We start from the raw sequence: 16,667 nt of genomic DNA on the forward strand, positions 1-16,667 counted from the left end.
AGTACAACATTGTATTAAAAGGTAATGTCAGGTTTTCCTGGTTTAAAAAATGAAACAGGATTTACAAGCTTACATAGGGATGTAAGCTTGTAACCGTGTTTGTTAGGCTTTTAGTTGAGAATCGGCAGACTCCTTTTGTGGTTGAGTAAAACCTTTCTCTTCCAACAATGTAGCAAGTTCATTAACACTATGGGGCGTAGACCAAAAATGCAAAGCATGTCTACGTGTTGCGCAAAGTTCTTTAAGTTTACCGATGAATTGCTCTTCTTTAGCAGCCCATTCCTCTGCTGGACATTTCCCTATCTGGTCGGATAGAGAATTTAAGTTTTGAACTTTGGTTGACCCCGCTCCTGATGTCCGACGTGTACCTTTTGGTGTTTCAATATTCTCAACCAACGTCTTAATAATGCTCTGTAATTCCTTTTGTCGGGTTTGCGGTAGCGAGGAATCCAAAAATTCCTCATTAAGATCTTCCTCTTCTCCTTTAAAATCTTTCTCTTCTCCTTTAAGATCTTTCTCTTCTTTTCTTTCTTGCGCTTTTGCATATTCAGATTGAAAGCGATTTTGTAAATCGCTTTCAACTAATGTCATACGCAGACAAAACTGTTCTTTAGCACAGGAAGGATAGTTGTCAGGATTGGTAGCGACTTTTGATACCATGACTTTAAAGATATCTTGGAAAGTACACTCTTTTCCTTTGAATTTAAATTTAGTATCTTGCTCTAGTGCGGCATCAATATGTGCTCTATCATAAAAAAGGTGTATAACTGCCCCATCGAGCATTGCCTCTGGACTTTTAAGGAACTTCTCACAAAAGTCATCCAATTCTATAGATTCAAGGCTTTCCACGTCTAATATTTGACGCATTCGATTAAAACCACCTACAACTTGTTGACGCATCTGTGTGGGTGTATAGCCTGGAACTTTTAAAAGTTCTGATGACTTATTTGATTCTTTTATTAAGTTAACAGTTTCTACGATGCGTGCATATTGCTCAATGAGTTGTTGAGGGTTAAACGCTTGTTTAGTCTCTAGCTCTTCCACATGCGCAGCTTTGCTTATATTTTCAGCAATACGCATAGTATTTTTTGTAAATTTGCTTTTTTGTGCAAGATAAGAATGAGGGTTATAATCAGGTTCATTATTAGGCATCATATGAAGGACGTGCAGACCCTCTTTAAAGCCATAATAAATTGCATCTCTAAGATTAATAGCTCCGCCTGAATTGCGAAATATCTTGGTTTCTGGTGTCGGCTCATTAGTGAAAAGATAGGAGAGAACTTCTGGCGTTAAGAGGTTAGCGATGTTTTCATCTAGAAGCATCTGGCGATTTAGGGCCGCATTTCCATAAAAACTTTGGTTAGAATATTGACTATCACAAATTTCTTTGATTGCTTTCAAGTTGTCTGCAATTGCGGGTGTAAGTTGTGTCTTAGGTTGAGATTTCAGTATCTCAATTATTTCAACAGTGGTTGTCATTGAATTCCCCAAATGGTTTATTTAATAATCAGTATATACAAAATAAATTAATAAAATATTAAGTAATTTTAAATGTATAATGACCAATTATCAGACGCATTGATCACGCAGAACGCATGTAGAAAATATTTTGAATGATGTTGGCGTAAGAAAAAAGATAATCAGGTCGTTACTATTTTGATGAGAGGGTTTGAGCGATGGCCATAATCGTGTCGATTTTCATCCCTATATTTTTTGCATGAAGTTGCTCTTTTATTGCTTGCCATGTTGTCTCGGAGCGAATCGATTCCAACAAATCGTGGCCAAGCCATGTGAGGCGAATTAAATGGAAGTTATGAGTGGAGCCACCTGGTGTTTTATGAATTGTGCCGTGTAACAATCCAGCTTCCTGCAAGATTTCAAGGTGGTAAGAAACTTCATTATATTCCGTACTGGCGAAGCTTTCTAAGGTTAACAACGCATTGGGTTCTAGCTCTTCAACGCGTAAAAGAATCTCTCTAATCATATCCCAGTTACGTTTCATAATGTGTTAAGCCTCATTTAACCTGCCTATTACATAGTATAAGCAGGATGACAGACTTATTTAGACCATCTATCATCCTTGTACTTTTGTTAATTATGGAATTGCAAATAAGGTTCTCCTTGAGCAGCATTTTCTGTTTTTTGAGGATTGACGGAACCGAACATTGCACACCAGGGCGTTACTTTTTCATTTTGATTGGATGGCGGTGGCAAGGAAGAAATTATTTCGATTAAATGATTCAAGATCTCTTCTGCTGGTTTGGCAATATCTGTCGCCACGCGAATACGCCCTACTCCTTCAGCAGACTGTTCAACTTCTTCTGTTTTCCCGGTTTCCAGAACAACCTGAATATACTTTTCCTCGATTTTAGCAAAGGCAGGTTCTAGAGCAATCATTGCTGCAAAGGGATCCCATAGATAATAAACTTGAAAGAAATTGATTTCTGGATGTTCTTTTTCGAACGCTACTTTTAAAGCTGTAATTAGTTTATAAACGAGGGAAATTGCACTTGTAGGCTGTTTTTGCGCTATTTCTTCTAATTGCTTATAAAAATTTTCTGTAACACGAATATGTTGTGTCACATCTAAGGGGACCATAAGTAATGGAACACCCGATGCAATCACGTTTCTAGCCGCAGCAATATCGGCAAAAATATTCCATTCAGCAACTTTATTAGGAATTTGAGGATCTAAATCTTGAATGTTGCCAGGAACGTGAATAGCACCTCCCATCATGACAATTTCAACCTTTTTCTTATCCTCTGGATAGTTTGCAAATAATAAATCGAGATCGGTCAAAGGGCCGGTTGCGATAATAACAACCGGTTCATCGCTTTGCGAAATAATGTGATGAAAACTTTCAACGGCATTAGGAAATTTATCAATGGTGGGGCTGCTTTTTAAGCCAATGAGCGCAGGCAATGTATCAATAAACGATCGGATATAGCTTGGAAAGCTTTGACCAAATTCAGGGTTAATGCGTTTATCTTCACCTTGGCCTAAGATGATTTGTTCAAGGCCTAAGGCATTGCATATTTCTAAAACGTTTTGCAAACCACATTTGGCATCAACCTCACCTGTTCCTGCAGTGATAATACCCGCTAATTTACCGCCGGACTTACGCAGCATAGCCGTAATTAAACATAAAGCAATGTAATCATCGGAGGATCCATCTTGGTACAGAATGAAATTTCTCATCAATATTTCCTTAAGCAGTGAGTGAATAGATTTTCTTTTCAAATGAACATTTGCAGACAAAGGTGGCTGCCATTATCTTTATTTTTTATTTTTTAACAATAGAAAATTTAATAATGGCTACGGCAGAATATTAAATCTCGTTTAATGAAAGAAAGTTCGGGCTAAGGTCGGGTGGCCTTATTCTTAAGTAACCCGACCTTAAATTTGTTTAGTTCGTTAATAAAGTCCACGCATCTTGCCAGGCAAGGCCAACACCAGGTTCATAGTATGCAGGAGCTTGAGAGCACCAGCCTGAATAAGGCCAAGGTTTGCATTGATAACGGTTATGGTTATTGCGCCCCATCACTATAGTCCCAGCTTTATAAGAACTAATACTATCTGGATAGATGTAATCTACCTGGCTGTTGGGCTCAGTAAAATCTATAGCTACGTGGTAGTTTTGGATTGCATTGTCGCTTAAGTAGATTTTATTGGCTTGACCTGTTGATAAGCTAACCTCACCGGTTTGAGGATCCAGGAGACCAATGCGCAGTAAATTGGAGTGTTCATTGACTACCCTTCCTAAGGCAATGGGCCATAGCGCAGCAGTGTTATTAGTATCGTCTACAGTGAGACTATGATTTTCAATTTCAGTCTCATTTTTAAATAGTCGCAATAACACTTTGGTATTGGCTGCAATATCAGCAGAGTTATAAAAATCCTGTAATTCAAACCAGGACATAGGTTGGGACATGGCATCGACATATACATCGCTGCAGGAGTAAAAAGCTTCCGTACTATCATCACGCTGCCATATGACATAGATAACTCTTTTTCCTTCAAGGCGAGCAGGTAATGGGCAATCCATTTTGTAATGACCATTTTCCAGGGTTACATTGGTAATAGTACAAAAAGGACTGTCTTCTAAATCAGACCATTTTAAAGGCTCACTAAAATTATAATTGTTTTTAGTGGCAAAAAATTTAAAGTATTTAGTTTTATGAGGTGCAGTGGCTATGTAACTAAAAATGAAATGTCCATTTTCATTCGGTCGAATAGTGGATGTCATCCAGTCAGTGCGGGCAAGATTAAAGCCTTTAAATAAATCTCGACCGCCCGCGCACAATTTCCCATCAGCAATGATATCTTGATGCCGATCATTGGCAGCTGCTTGATTAATTTCATTCCAATTATACAATGCTTGAGTGCCACCTGCGGCTACAGCCGCTTTACATGCATTTGATTTAGGATTTTCAGGATTTTCTTTAAAACACTGATAAACTCGGGAAATGGGTATTTCTAAAGTCCCATGGGCTAATAAGACATGAGACCACAACATCATTAAGAGACTACATATTCCTATATAACTTTTCATTGTTATTCCTTTAAATTAATTTTTAATATATTTCAGTACGACAATTTACTTTAATATTTTTTAGTAAATTTAAAAATACATTCATTTCACTATCTATATGATTATTTAAGAAATATTTATAACTTATCAATAAAAATAGGAATGCACACGCCTTGACAATTGTGGCAAATAAATTTTTGGCTAACCAAGTATAAAAATTATTGACGAGGTATTGTTGGCCGTGACAGTATAAAATTCTGGCTTAAATTTATTCAAGGAAAGAATATGCCATTTACCGGAACTTCGAAAGCAGATTTTTTAAATGACCTCCACTCTAAAAAAATTTCATATCAAGTAAAAACCTGGACTAACTACATGGAAAATGTAAAAAAAAGCAAAGCAGTAGTAGTCCAGGTAGACAGTGAAAAACAAGTTCAAGAAGTAATGCAAGCTGTTAAAAAACAAAACGCACAATACCCTGAAAGTAAAATTACTGTGCGAGCAACGGCAGGATGGGCTGATAAAGAAAGCGAGTGGTGTTGCTTTCCTTGGGCAAAAGAGCAGGAAGAGCGTTATAACGAATCGTTTTCTTTCTCAGAAGGTTCTGCAGCGGATGTCATTATTCGCTTTAGCCCTAAATATCAAAAAGTTAAAAAATTAGGCGAAATTAAACACAAATCTCCTGTAGACTCTCAAAATCCTTTGGATCATTTAAGAACCTATGAAGTTTGGGTTACTGCCGGTGTGCAAATAGCTGCACTTGCGCAAAAACTTCGAGAATCAGGATTGTCTTTGAGGACGGCAAGCATGCTTTCCTGGGCGAGTGCTGTAGGCTTAGCTGCTACGGGGGGACATGGCACTGGTCGTGACGAATCTGCATTTAGTGGGCAAATCACTGCTTTGCGAATATGTGACCAAGATGGAAATATTTGCGAAATTAACCCTGACCATGAAGATTTCGCTACCTTATGTTCAGCACATTCAGGAGCACTCGGGATTGTTCTTGGTATGAAACTTAAAACAGTTGAGGCATTTAACCTGAAGGAAACAATTCATAACTTTTCCACCGTGGAAAAAATGAAGTCTCATTTAGACGAATTATTAAGCAACAATCAATATTTTAGTTTAATTGGCATACCAAGTTATGGTTATCCGCATGATGATCTTAGTTTACTGGATAAATGGCAAATTCGTTTGTGGAATTATACGCAGGAAGCTCGTACAAAGATTCAAGATCCGCCCTATACTGCCGATGCTCGCTCTTGGGCACAAGAATTGAGCGTACGAGTTGGTGATTCGGTACAAGACTTCTTGCTAGATAGCAAGCTCATAAAACTTTTGCCACAGTATTTACTATTAGCTGCAGCGGCAATCACAGGGACTCGAGGCACAAAAGCTCTCGTTGATCATGAAAACAGCATTACACATTATCAGGTGGCTTTCCCTAAAGCGATGCGAGATGTGAGCTATCTTTTACCTGTAAAAGATAAGGAAGCTGGTGCTCTACTCGCTAAAGTTTTACAAAAAATCGATGAGTTAGTAAAAGAAGGCGCCAAGCATGGTGAGTGTCCTATTACTTATGCTGTTTATGCTCGTTATATTAAAGGCACAACGGGCGGACTTTCAACGAGTGCAACCAGTTCTGATGATGAACATATTATAGCGCTTGATATTGTTACCCATCCTAATGCGCCAGGTATTGCCAATTTTGAAAAAAAATTGTTGAGCTATTTATCAGAAATTGGAGTCAAACCACGATTCCATTTGGGTAAAAATTTCCCTAACGGTATTCATAGTTATGCTGATTTCTTACAACCTGAAGCAATAGCAGAATATAAAAAGGCCTTGACAAAATGGTATGGTAGTGAGGAACAGTTACAGGCTAGCCCATTCATTACGCCCTATTTTGAGCAAATGTTAGGAGGTTCTCCAATGAATCTTTTGCATCTTGAAAAGGAAAAACAACTTGCCAAAGAGGAAACTCCACAACATGAACATTCCATTGAGGATTGTAGCCAATTCTTAGAGCACTTAATTCCTGCGCTTGAAGTACTGCCGTCTATGGGAGCTCAAAATAAGCAACTTAAAGAGAGCTTTATAAATCAGTGTCGTGAAACACTAGAGACAATGAAGGAAAAACAAACCCAGGAAAGCTCACTGACAGAAGCAATTATCTAATGCAGAAATAGGGGCTTATAAGCCCCTATTTCTAACTATAGATCTTAAGAATGAACTAATAATCTTAAACTTGTCGTCTAGCTTCTAAAACATTGGGTATTTGCTCTAGTTTACTCAGCAAGCGAGAGAGGCTATTTAGTCCATCAATTTCGACCGTCAACTTAATGTGGGCAGTGTTATCTTGCTTATGGCTTTGGGTTTGTAGCGCATAAACATGGGCTTTTTCATTTGCAAGCAATGAGGTTACATCTCTTAATAAACCACCTCGATCAAATGCTTTAATTAATACATCGACTACATAGTGATCTCGTGTAGAACTTCCCCAATTAACCTGGAGAAATCGTTGTTTTTGTTTATGACTTGCATGAATAATATTGGGACAATCTTGCTTATGAACGGATACGCCTCGTCCTAATGTAATGTAGCCAATGACATCATCTCCAGGCACGGGTTGACAACAACGAGCCATATGCGTAAGTAAATTACCAACCCCTTCGATACGCAAGTCACTACCGGAAACTTCCGGTTTAGTCAGAGGTTTGACAATCTGTTGAACGCTAAGGGGAACGGCTTCTGTGGGCGATAATTTATTAAGAATTTGTCCTAATTTGATATCTCCCCGTCCAAGAGCAGCCAATAAATCATCGGTACGTTTAAAATTAAAAGAAGCTAATATGTCATTCAGCCGGTCAGTTTTGATCCCTAGTGTTTTTAATTCTTTATCTAGAATTTCGTGACCTTCGTCCCTATTCTTGTCGTAATCCTGCATTTTAAACCAATGCAAAACCTTCGCTTTAGCTCGCGATGTTTTTAAGTAATTTAAATGAGGATTAATCCAATCTCTTGATGGGCGCTCGTCTTTTCCGGTTAAAACTTCTACTTTGTCGCCAGTTTTTAATTCATAGGTTAAAGGAACGATCGTACCGTTTACTTTAGCACCACGACATCTATGACCAATTTGACTGTGAACATGATAAGCGAAATCAAGTGGAGTAACGCCCTGAGGTAAATCCAGTACGTCCCCATCTGGGGTAAAGACATAAACACGGTCTTCGAGAAATTCCGTTTCAATAGCCTCAGACACTCCCTTGGATTTGGCCATTTCCTGATGCCACGACAATACATCGCGTAACCATTCAATTTTACGCTCATGGCTTTCTTTTTGACTTACACCGCCTTCTTTATATTTCCAGTGAGCAGCAACCCCCATTTCTGCCAAATCATGCATTTGAAAGGTTCGAATTTGCACTTCAAAAACACGTCCCTCAGGCCCTTCAACAGCTGTATGTAACGATTGATAACCATTGGGTTTGGGGTTGGCAATATAGTCATCAAATTCAACGGGAACTTGTTTCCACAAGGAATGAACCATGCTTAAAACTTCATAACATTGTTCTTTGGTTTCCACTAAAACCCTTACTGCCGTTGCATCATAGATTTCCTCTAATGACACATTTTTACGCTTCATTTTTCGATAGATACTGTGAATATGTTTCGAACGCCCATAAACCGCAAAATGATGAGCACCGGTAGCACGGATTTGTCGATTGAGCTCTTCAACAATAAAATCAACGTAACGATCACGATCGAGACGTTTTGCCTTTAAACCTTTGGCTATTGCTTTGTAATCCTCGGGATGTAGGTAGCGAAAAGAAAGATCCTCCATTTCCCATTTGATAGCACCAATACCTAAACGGTTTGCTAATGGTGCATAAATTTCCATTGCTTCTGTCGCTATTTGTTGACGCATTGCTTCAGGAAGTTGTCCTGAGGTACGTAAGATGCAAAGGCGTTCTGCTAATTTAATTAAAACCACACGCACATCATCGACCATTGCCAGCAACATCTTTCTAACATTATCGATTTGATGCTTATTTTGCGGATATTTATTGAGTGCCTGCAAATTGTGCATCGCACTCATTTTTTCAATGCCCTTCACGAGCTTTGCAATGTGAGGACCTAATTGTTCTTCAACATCGTCTAGCGATAATTCGGCATAATGGACATTTTCAAAAATAATGGCCGCAGTTAATGTTTCCTGATCAACACCCAGATCGGCCAGGACGTCTGCCATTGACAGACCTAATTGTAGACAGGAAACGCCTGTTTCTGTCGCATGATCTTGCCCTGCTAATTGGCTTAAAGTGCAAGCGTTGCGAATTAAATCCAAGTCTTGAAAATACCCTTTACTACCTAATTGCTGTAACCATTGTTCAACATCAATATTGCCATCGATTGACCAAGGGGTATCCTCTTTAACTTTAACCATGTCTATTATCCTTTCTCAAACAATGCTATCGATTCAACATGAGCAGTATGAGGAAACATATCCATAACACCAGCTGCTTTTAAACGATAACCTTTTTGGTTAACCAAAATGTCAGCATCCCTTGCCAAGGTTGCAGGATTGCATGAAACATAAACAATTCGTTGAGGTTTTAGTGCATCGATTTGTTTTACGATTTCTAAAGCGCCCGATCTGGGCGGGTCTAAGAGAATTTTTGTGAATCGATAGTGGTTCAATCTTGCTACAGCATCAAGTTTTTCCAAATCGGCACAGAAAAATTCAGTATTCGTTAAATGATTGGCTTGAGCATTCATTTGTGCTCTGGCAACCATCGTATCACTCCCTTCAATACCTACTACTTGTGCGCATCGCTTGGCAATAGGAAGGGAAAAATTACCTAAACCACAGAATAAATCCAAAACAACGTCCTCAGGTATTAAATCCATTAATTCAAGTGCCAAAGAGACCATTAATTGATTTAACTTAGAATTAACTTGTGTAAAATCAGTAGGATGGAAACAAAACTCAATATTTTCCTTGGGTAAAGTATAGGTTAAAAATGGCGAGTTATCCTGTGGGTAAAAAAGAGCTACTGTGTCATTTCCTCCAGGTTGCAGAAATAATCGAAAACCTGTTCTTTGCCCAAATTCACGAAGCTTCTCTTCATCAGTCTCTGTTAGGGGACTAAGATTGCGAAAAATTAAAGCAATCTCATTATCTCCTGCCGCGACTTCAATTTGAGCAATCATATTGGGATCTGAAAATGAATCGATTAGTAGACGCAAATTAATAATTTCTTTGTCAACTTTTTCATTCATTACCGGGCATGTCGTGATCTCAGTAATAAATCGGGGATTATTTTTTTCTCTAAACCCTACAAGACTAGCTTGCTTTTTTGCAACATAACGAACACTCAGGCGAGCTTTATTACGATAGTGCCAACTGTCGCTAACAAGAGGCGCTAATGTTCTCTCTGGCGTGCAATGTCCAACTCGTTGTAGTAAATCCAGTAATAAAGCTTGTTTTTCATGAATTTGGGTTTGTTCGTCTAAGTGTTGCAATGAACAACCACCGCAAAGGATATAATGTGGGCAAGCTGGCTCTACACGGGAAGGCGATGCTGCAAGAATTGAGATAACCTTACCCTCATCAAAATCGCTTTTGATACGAGTATACTGAAAAGAAACTTTTTCATTGGGTAATGCGCCTTGGATAAAGGTCGTTTTTCCGTTAATGCGAGCAATACCACGACCATCGTGGCTAAATTTTTCTACTTCTGTAATTTGTGCTTCTGCGGGTAATTTTTGTCGTCTTCTACTCATTAATACTTCTCTTTTAAAACTTAATGCTTGTTACAGATGTCATCATTTCATTTATAGTGATAATTCTAGGTCCTTCATGATTTATTTATAAGCAAAAAATGAAAAATAAGATTAGAGAATAGCACAGAGTTTTTATACATGTCATGAATAACTACAATAGACTCTACCTCCTGTGCGGAACAAAAATCTGTCATGCGCACGAAGGCGAGCCGCCATCCATCCAATAAGTTACTACAGATTATTTTCAATGTAAGTTAGTAAGCATTAAGTGAAACAATCCTCCACTCGGCATCAGTTGAAGGAAATCTAGCGCAATAATGAAAAAGAACCGTTAACACCATTGGCAGCTAATTTGTTTTTTAAACTATCAGACATTTGCTTAGAGGCAAAAGGCCCTACTCTTACAATAAAGCGCTGTTGGTATTTTTCGATAATAACTGGTGAAGGCGTTAATTTCGCTAATTTACTTTGTAAGGCCGTTGCTAATTGTTGTGAACTAAAGGCCCCAGCCTGAACATAATAATGAGCGACTCGCGTTCCAGTATTAAGTGCCTCTATTTCAACCGGAGCAGTCCCTTTCGGGAGCAAACCTAATTTTGTTGCTGCAGCGTAAGAAAGATCGAGAACCCTATCATTACGGAATGGACCTCGATCATTTACCTTAACAATGGCAACGCGACCATTACTCAAATTTTTTACTTTTACATAGGTGGGTAACGGTAAGGTCTTATGCGCTGCAGTCATTGCATACATATCATAATTATCGCCACTTGAAGTTCTTTGTTTATGAAATTTAGTTCCATACCAGGATGCTATTCCGCGTGTTTTATAGCCACTTGAATTTTTTAATACCTCATAGGTACGACCTTCAACAGCATAGGTATCAGGATTACCATATCGACTGAAAGGTTCGGACTTTGGTTTGGCCTCTTTGAATGAGGTTGGAATAGGTCCTGTAGGAGCGCCATCATTTTCCTGCGCATACCTGGATTTAGTCGATGTTCGGGCCGTTGTCTGATTTTTTGCAGTCCGGCTGGAAAATGTTTTATGGTTCGAGGGAGTGGTTACAGGAGCAGTTGCACAGCTGCTCAGTAATAAAAAAGCAAAAAAATAAACAAATCGCATTATTTAAAAACTCAAAATTAATATTCTTTTTTTTAATATATACAAAGAAAAAACGCATTAAAATACCTGCAATGTAATTTGGTTACAGGATTGAGGCTGTGATAAGATTACAACATTTTTTGTAACCAAGAGTAGAGTATAGAAACATGAAGTCACCATTCTCACCAAGCAGGATATTGTTAGCAGCTAGTTTACTGGTTAAAGCAGGTATTTTTTATGCAGCAGATGTTTTACCCACTGCTAGTCTATCGAGTGTACCCCCTTCAGCACCGATTAATAATAAACCATTGATTACTCCATCTGCTCCTACGCTTAATGCGAAAGCTTATATCCTTATTGATGTGAATAGTGGAAAAATCATTGCTGAAAAAAACAGCGAGGAAAAACTACCGCCAGCAAGTTTAACTAAAATGATGACCCTCTATGTCATCTCTAATGCGCTTCACAATGAGCAAATTCACTTAACTGACTCGGTTAGAATTAGTCGTGATGCCTGGAAAACAGGCGGTTCAAGAATGTTTGTAAAAGAAGGACAGCAAGTTGCAATTGAAGATTTATTAAAAGGAATTATTGTTGACTCTGGTAATGATGCTTGTGTTGCCATGGCGGAACACTTGGGTGGTAGTGAACCTGGCTTTGCAGAGATTATGAATCAGCAGGCTCAAAATTTAGGTATGAAAGACAGTCATTTCACAGATAGCACAGGATTGCCTGATGAAAACCACTATACAACAGCTAAGGATCTAGCCATCTTAGGTCGTGCTCTCGTGCTTAATTTTCCTCAATACTATGATTGGTATAAGCAAAAATGGTTTACCTACAACGGAATACGTCAGCCAAATCGCAACCGCTTACTCTGGCGTGATAGTCAAGTTGACGGTATTAAAACTGGCCATACGAATGAAGCAGGCTTCTGCCTTGTTTCCTCAGCAAAACGCGATAACATGCGCCTCATTGCTGTGGTAATGGGTTCGCCAACTGAAACGGCGCGTGCAGATGATAGTGAACGTTTATTAAATTATGGTTTTCGCTTTTTCGAAACCCATGAACTTTACAAAGGTGGCCAAACCATTACTGAGGTTCCGGTTTATAAAGGAAGTATAGATAAATTAAACGTTGGTTTGCGCGAAGATCAATTTGTAACGATTCCTAATGGTCAATATCAGCGATTGAGTATTAACACAAAGATGTCGCAAAATTTAGAAGCCCCGATCAAAAAAGGTGATAAAGTTGGCGAATTAGTTATACAATTTGATAATAATGTTCTTGGAACACAAAATCTTTATGCTCTTCAAGAAGTACCACAAGGTGGTATTTTTACACGCATGAAAGATTCTATTCGTTTAGCATTTGGGCGTTGGTTCGGTTAAAGGACTGTATTTATGTCAGGCATTGTTTACATCAATGGCGATTATCTGCCTGCCTCTGAAGCAAAAATCTCGGTGTTTGACCGAGGTTTTTTGTTTGCGGATGCTGTCTATGAAGTAATTCCGGTTTATAAAAGTCGCCCTTTTTTTGTTGCTAGACATTTAAAACGATTAAATACAAGCCTGGCAAATGTCAAAATACCTTACCCGCAACTTGATTGGAATGCCATTTTTAACGAATTAATCCAGCAAAATGGCGCGGGTGATATGCAACTCTATGTGCAAATTACTCGTGGTAATCAAGGTGTCCGTAAACACGATATTCCTGACAAATTAAAACCTACGGTTATTATTTACACGCTCCACAATCCCTATGCTTCTTTTGAAATCAAAAAGCTTGGATTACATGCGAATATTGTCGAAGATCTTCGCTGGCTGCGCTGTGATATTAAAACAACATCGTTGATAGCTAATATTCTTCTTAATGATGAGGCTGTTTCTAAAGGCGCTCATACTGCCATTCTGTCACGTAAAGGTATTCTTACCGAAGGAAGTGCAAGCAATATTTTTTTAATAGATCAAGAAGGTACCGTATACACTCCTCCTCTTAATAATATGTGTTTACCAGGAATTACACGTCAAATTACCATTGAGCTGATTCATGAACTATCCTGGTCCTTAAAAGAGGAAAAAATTCCTACAAGTGCTCTTTTTGAGGCAAGGGAAGTATGGATAACAAGTACCACCAAAGAAATTTATCCTGTTACGCGTATTGATGATTCTCTTATTGCGGATGGTAAAGCTGGTATTTTTTGGGAAAAAATTAGTAGTAAATATCAACAACTGATCGATAATAACCATGACTGAGAAAACATCTTTAATAGAATTTCCCTGTGATTTTCCAGTAAAAATCATAGGCAAGAACTCACCTGACTTTCTTAAAGAGATTCTAGCTATCATCCTCAAACATTTTCCTGAGACGCCTGAGGAATCAATTAATTGCCAAGAAAGCCAACAAGGGAATTATTTAGCGATTACTGCTGTTTTGTATGTGCATGGTCAAATAACTCTGGACGCCCTATATATAGAATTAACACAGCATCCAGATATTAAAATGGTACTATGATGTGGAATATTAGAAACTTAGGCTTGCAACCTTATTTTGCCGTTTGGGAAAATATGAAGGAATTTACTTCTGCAAGGAATGAAAGTACCCTCGATGAATTATGGTTGCTTGAACATCCCGCTGTGTATACTCAGGGACAGGCTGGTAAATCTGAGCATATTCTCAATCCTAATGCCATTCCAGTAGTGCAAAGCGATCGTGGCGGACAAGTTACTTATCACGGACCAGGACAACTTGTAGGTTATATTCTTATGGATATTCGGCGACAAAATCTTGGAATAAGAACTTTAGTTAGCCAACTTGAGAAAGTTATCATTTCTTTCCTGGCTTGCTACCGCATTAAAGCATCTACTCAGCAAGGTGCGCCAGGGGTCTATGTGGACGATAAGAAAATTGCTTCTATTGGCTTACGTGTAAAAAATGGTCGCACTTACCATGGTATAGCTCTCAATGTAGCCATGGATTTAACCCCGTTCAAAGGTATTAATCCTTGTGGATTTGCTAAGTTACAAATGACCCAAATGAGCGATTATGTTCCAAATGTAAGTATTGCGGGCGTCAGTAAACAATTTACTGAGACGTTTCTAACTCAATTTGAACGCTAAACATGCATCTATTTGCTGATTATATTAATCCTCTCACTATTTGGCTTCACGCCCATCCTCATTGGGCCTTGCTAATCACTTTTCTTGTTTCTTTCGCCGAGTCTTTAGCTATCGTTGGTAGTATTATTCCTGGCTCGGTCACTATGACTGCTATAGGTATTCTTGCAGGCTCTGGTGTCATGCGCATTGATTTGACACTTTTAGCTGCGACATTAGGAGCAATTGCGGGTGATAGTGCAAGTTATTTGCTGGGTTACACTTTTAGTGAACGCCTTGTTAATGTTTGGCCATTCAGCCGTTATCCTAATTGGCTGGCGTTTGGCAAAGAGTATTTTGCTCGTCACGGTGGAAAAAGTGTTTTAATTGGACGTTTTGTTGGACCTTTGCGCTCAATTATTCCTGTCATTGCCGGGATGATGGGTATGAGCCAATGGCGTTTCTTTATTGCTAATATATGCTCTGCGATAGGTTGGGCAATCTTGTATGTTTTTCCTGGTATTTTAATTGGCGCTGCCAGTAGCGAGTTGTCACGTGAGAGCGCTACCCGTCTATTTATTACAGTCCTATTATTATTAGCAGCAGTATGGCTATTAAGTGTGGGATTGAAATGGCTGTTTATTAGGCTTAATCGTTTGTTGCGTATAGGCCTGCACGGTTTTTGGGCTTGGTCACATAATCACCCTCATTTAGCAAGGATGGTAAAACTATTAACGCCCGCCAATGAGCTTAATTATTATCCTACGGCTGCCCTCGTTGTTTTAATGTTATTAAGTACGCTGGCATTTTGTACTTTAACCGGATTGGTAATCCACGGAGCCTGGATTGAGGATTTCAATCAATCAATTTATCTTTTTTTACAAAGTTTGCGTACTCATTCATTCGATATATTTTTTATTATTGTTTCTCAAACTGCTAGTCCTTCTGCTTTGCTGGCATTAGTAGTGACTGTCAGTTTTATAATAATTTATTTTAACGACTGGCGTTCTTTGCGCTATTGGCTCAGTCTCTGTTTATCTTGTACAGTCATTTTGCTATTTATTCACTGGCTAGTTGATAGCCCAAGACCGCAAGGACTTTTAGAAAATAAGCAAAATAATTCATTCCCTGTAATTGGTCTTACATACGCAACAGCATTTTTTGCCGCATTGATATTTTATCTTAATCACTATGCTGTGACGCTTGTAAACCGTTTTGTGAAGATTGTTTTAGGTATAAGTCTATTTCTTGCGGGATTAGCACCTTTGTATCTCGGAGATAACTGGATTACTGATAGTCTGGGAGCTTACTTATGTGGGTTTAGCTTATGTTTGTTGCATTGGCTATTTTATCGTCGCCACAAAGCTGTTATTAGGTGCACAACTTATGGACCTTTAAAAATTTTATTGCTATTAATGCTTGTAGCGGGTATTAGTGGGGCCCTTCATTATCGTCAAGCTCTACGCGCTCATCAACCGTATTTAGCACAATATGTTTTCACAGATGAGCTCTGGTGGAATCAACAAAAACCTCTCCTTCCCATTTATCGTGCGAATCGCATAGGGAATTATATTAGCGTTTTCAATATTCAATATGTCGGTTCAATTGCTAGCCTGGAACAAGCACTAACCAAATATGGCTGGCAAAAACGCAATGATTCATTGTTCAATTCCTTGTTAACACGAGTAAGCGGCCAACCTTCCGCACAGGATTTGCCTTTGATGGCTCAACTCTATTTAAACCGCAAACCAGTTTTAATGATGATTTATCAGCCTAAAGATGGAAATCCCGTACAAATTTTACGAATTTGGCGTTCAAATTATCATTTGCAGCATTTCCGCCAACCAATATGGCTTGGCAGTGTTCATCCTCGAAAGCTTCCAAGGCCGCAAGAATTTAAAAAAGAAGTTACAAAAATGCATCCTGCTTCCTTATTTTATGTAAGCTCAGCTTTACCTCAATTTCTGCAGCGGCAAACCCCATTACCTATCCGTCTGAAATTACCAATTCAGGTGGAGCCTATTTTACTCTTAATAAAAGAACCGCCTCTTGATATGGATGGTTAAATGGACTCGAGACATCTGCTTTAGTCTGAGTTACACTAGAAGACTAATTTAGGTGTGTCCTCAATTACTTACCTGGCTGTAAAT

At 38.7% G+C, this 16,667-nt stretch carries 13 protein-coding genes; 6 read left to right on the forward strand and 7 right to left on the reverse strand.

The features are described 5' to 3' along the window. Nucleotides 1-102 precede the first annotated feature (102 nt). The 4 genes from PXX05_RS05925 to PXX05_RS05940 form a co-directional block, all read right to left on the reverse strand. Nucleotides 103-1,479: a hypothetical protein gene (locus PXX05_RS05925; RefSeq protein WP_275090140.1), complete on the reverse strand. Its 1,377-nt coding sequence runs from the start codon at nucleotides 1,477-1,479 to the stop codon at nucleotides 103-105. A 172-nt stretch (nucleotides 1,480-1,651) separates the two neighbouring features. After that, entirely contained in the window at nucleotides 1,652-2,002 is a 351-nt protein-coding gene (locus tag PXX05_RS05930; protein WP_275090141.1) for a DUF2513 domain-containing protein, read from the reverse strand. An 89-nt stretch (nucleotides 2,003-2,091) separates the two neighbouring features. Further along, on the reverse strand, nucleotides 2,092-3,198 hold the full coding sequence (locus tag PXX05_RS05935; RefSeq protein ID WP_275090142.1) for a nucleoside hydrolase: 1,107 nt from the start codon (nucleotides 3,196-3,198) through the stop codon (nucleotides 2,092-2,094). A 208-nt stretch (nucleotides 3,199-3,406) separates the two neighbouring features. Then, nucleotides 3,407-4,552, reverse strand: a complete 1,146-nt coding sequence (locus PXX05_RS05940) for a lytic polysaccharide monooxygenase (RefSeq protein ID WP_275090143.1) — start codon at nucleotides 4,550-4,552, stop codon at nucleotides 3,407-3,409. A gap of 264 nt (nucleotides 4,553-4,816) precedes the next feature. Between PXX05_RS05940 and PXX05_RS05945 the strand changes: the two genes are divergently transcribed. Further along, nucleotides 4,817-6,709: an FAD-binding protein gene (locus tag PXX05_RS05945; protein ID WP_275090144.1), complete on the forward strand. Its 1,893-nt coding sequence runs from the start codon at nucleotides 4,817-4,819 to the stop codon at nucleotides 6,707-6,709. 64 nt (nucleotides 6,710-6,773) lie between these two features. On the opposite strand, the gene relA is transcribed toward PXX05_RS05945, so the two are convergent. The 3 genes from relA to PXX05_RS05960 all read right to left on the reverse strand — a co-directional run bounded on the left by relA (nucleotide 6,774) and on the right by PXX05_RS05960 (nucleotide 11,443). Continuing rightward, a complete protein-coding gene (gene relA / locus PXX05_RS05950; RefSeq protein ID WP_275090145.1) occupies nucleotides 6,774-8,978 on the reverse strand; it encodes a GTP diphosphokinase in 2,205 nt (734 codons plus the stop codon). A gap of 5 nt (nucleotides 8,979-8,983) precedes the next feature. Next, nucleotides 8,984-10,318 (reverse strand): 23S rRNA (uracil(1939)-C(5))-methyltransferase RlmD, encoded by a 1,335-nt coding sequence (gene rlmD, locus PXX05_RS05955; RefSeq protein WP_275090146.1) that lies wholly within the window; start codon nucleotides 10,316-10,318, stop codon nucleotides 8,984-8,986. A gap of 306 nt (nucleotides 10,319-10,624) precedes the next feature. Continuing rightward, entirely contained in the window at nucleotides 10,625-11,443 is an 819-nt protein-coding gene (locus tag PXX05_RS05960; protein WP_275090147.1) for a septal ring lytic transglycosylase RlpA family protein, read from the reverse strand. Between the two features lie 146 nt (nucleotides 11,444-11,589). On the opposite strand from PXX05_RS05960, the gene PXX05_RS05965 reads away from it, so the two are divergent. Genes PXX05_RS05965 through PXX05_RS05985 form a run of 5 tightly spaced genes read left to right on the forward strand, consistent with a single transcriptional unit; the run spans nucleotide 11,590 to nucleotide 16,583 of the window. Continuing rightward, nucleotides 11,590-12,813 (forward strand): D-alanyl-D-alanine carboxypeptidase family protein, encoded by a 1,224-nt coding sequence (locus PXX05_RS05965; RefSeq protein WP_275090148.1) that lies wholly within the window; start codon nucleotides 11,590-11,592, stop codon nucleotides 12,811-12,813. 12 nt (nucleotides 12,814-12,825) lie between these two features. Then, nucleotides 12,826-13,677, forward strand: coding sequence for a D-amino acid aminotransferase (locus tag PXX05_RS05970; protein WP_275090149.1), 852 nt, complete (start codon nucleotides 12,826-12,828; stop codon nucleotides 13,675-13,677). Then, on the forward strand, nucleotides 13,670-13,936 hold the full coding sequence (locus PXX05_RS05975) for an HP0495 family protein (protein ID WP_275090150.1): 267 nt from the start codon (nucleotides 13,670-13,672) through the stop codon (nucleotides 13,934-13,936). Before PXX05_RS05970 ends, PXX05_RS05975 begins: the two co-directional genes overlap by 8 nt. Continuing rightward, complete coding sequence (gene lipB, locus PXX05_RS05980; RefSeq protein ID WP_275090471.1) at nucleotides 13,936-14,541, forward strand: lipoyl(octanoyl) transferase LipB; 606 nt, start codon at nucleotides 13,936-13,938, stop codon at nucleotides 14,539-14,541. The genes PXX05_RS05975 and lipB overlap by 1 nt, the downstream gene beginning before the upstream one ends. Nucleotides 14,542-14,543: 2 nt before the next feature. Beyond that, nucleotides 14,544-16,583: a VTT domain-containing protein gene (locus PXX05_RS05985; RefSeq protein WP_275090152.1), complete on the forward strand. Its 2,040-nt coding sequence runs from the start codon at nucleotides 14,544-14,546 to the stop codon at nucleotides 16,581-16,583. Nucleotides 16,584-16,667: the final 84 nt, after the last annotated feature.

It is taken from the genome of Legionella cardiaca (genome assembly GCF_029026145.1).
GTDB lineage: Bacteria > Pseudomonadota > Gammaproteobacteria > Legionellales > Legionellaceae > Tatlockia > Tatlockia cardiaca.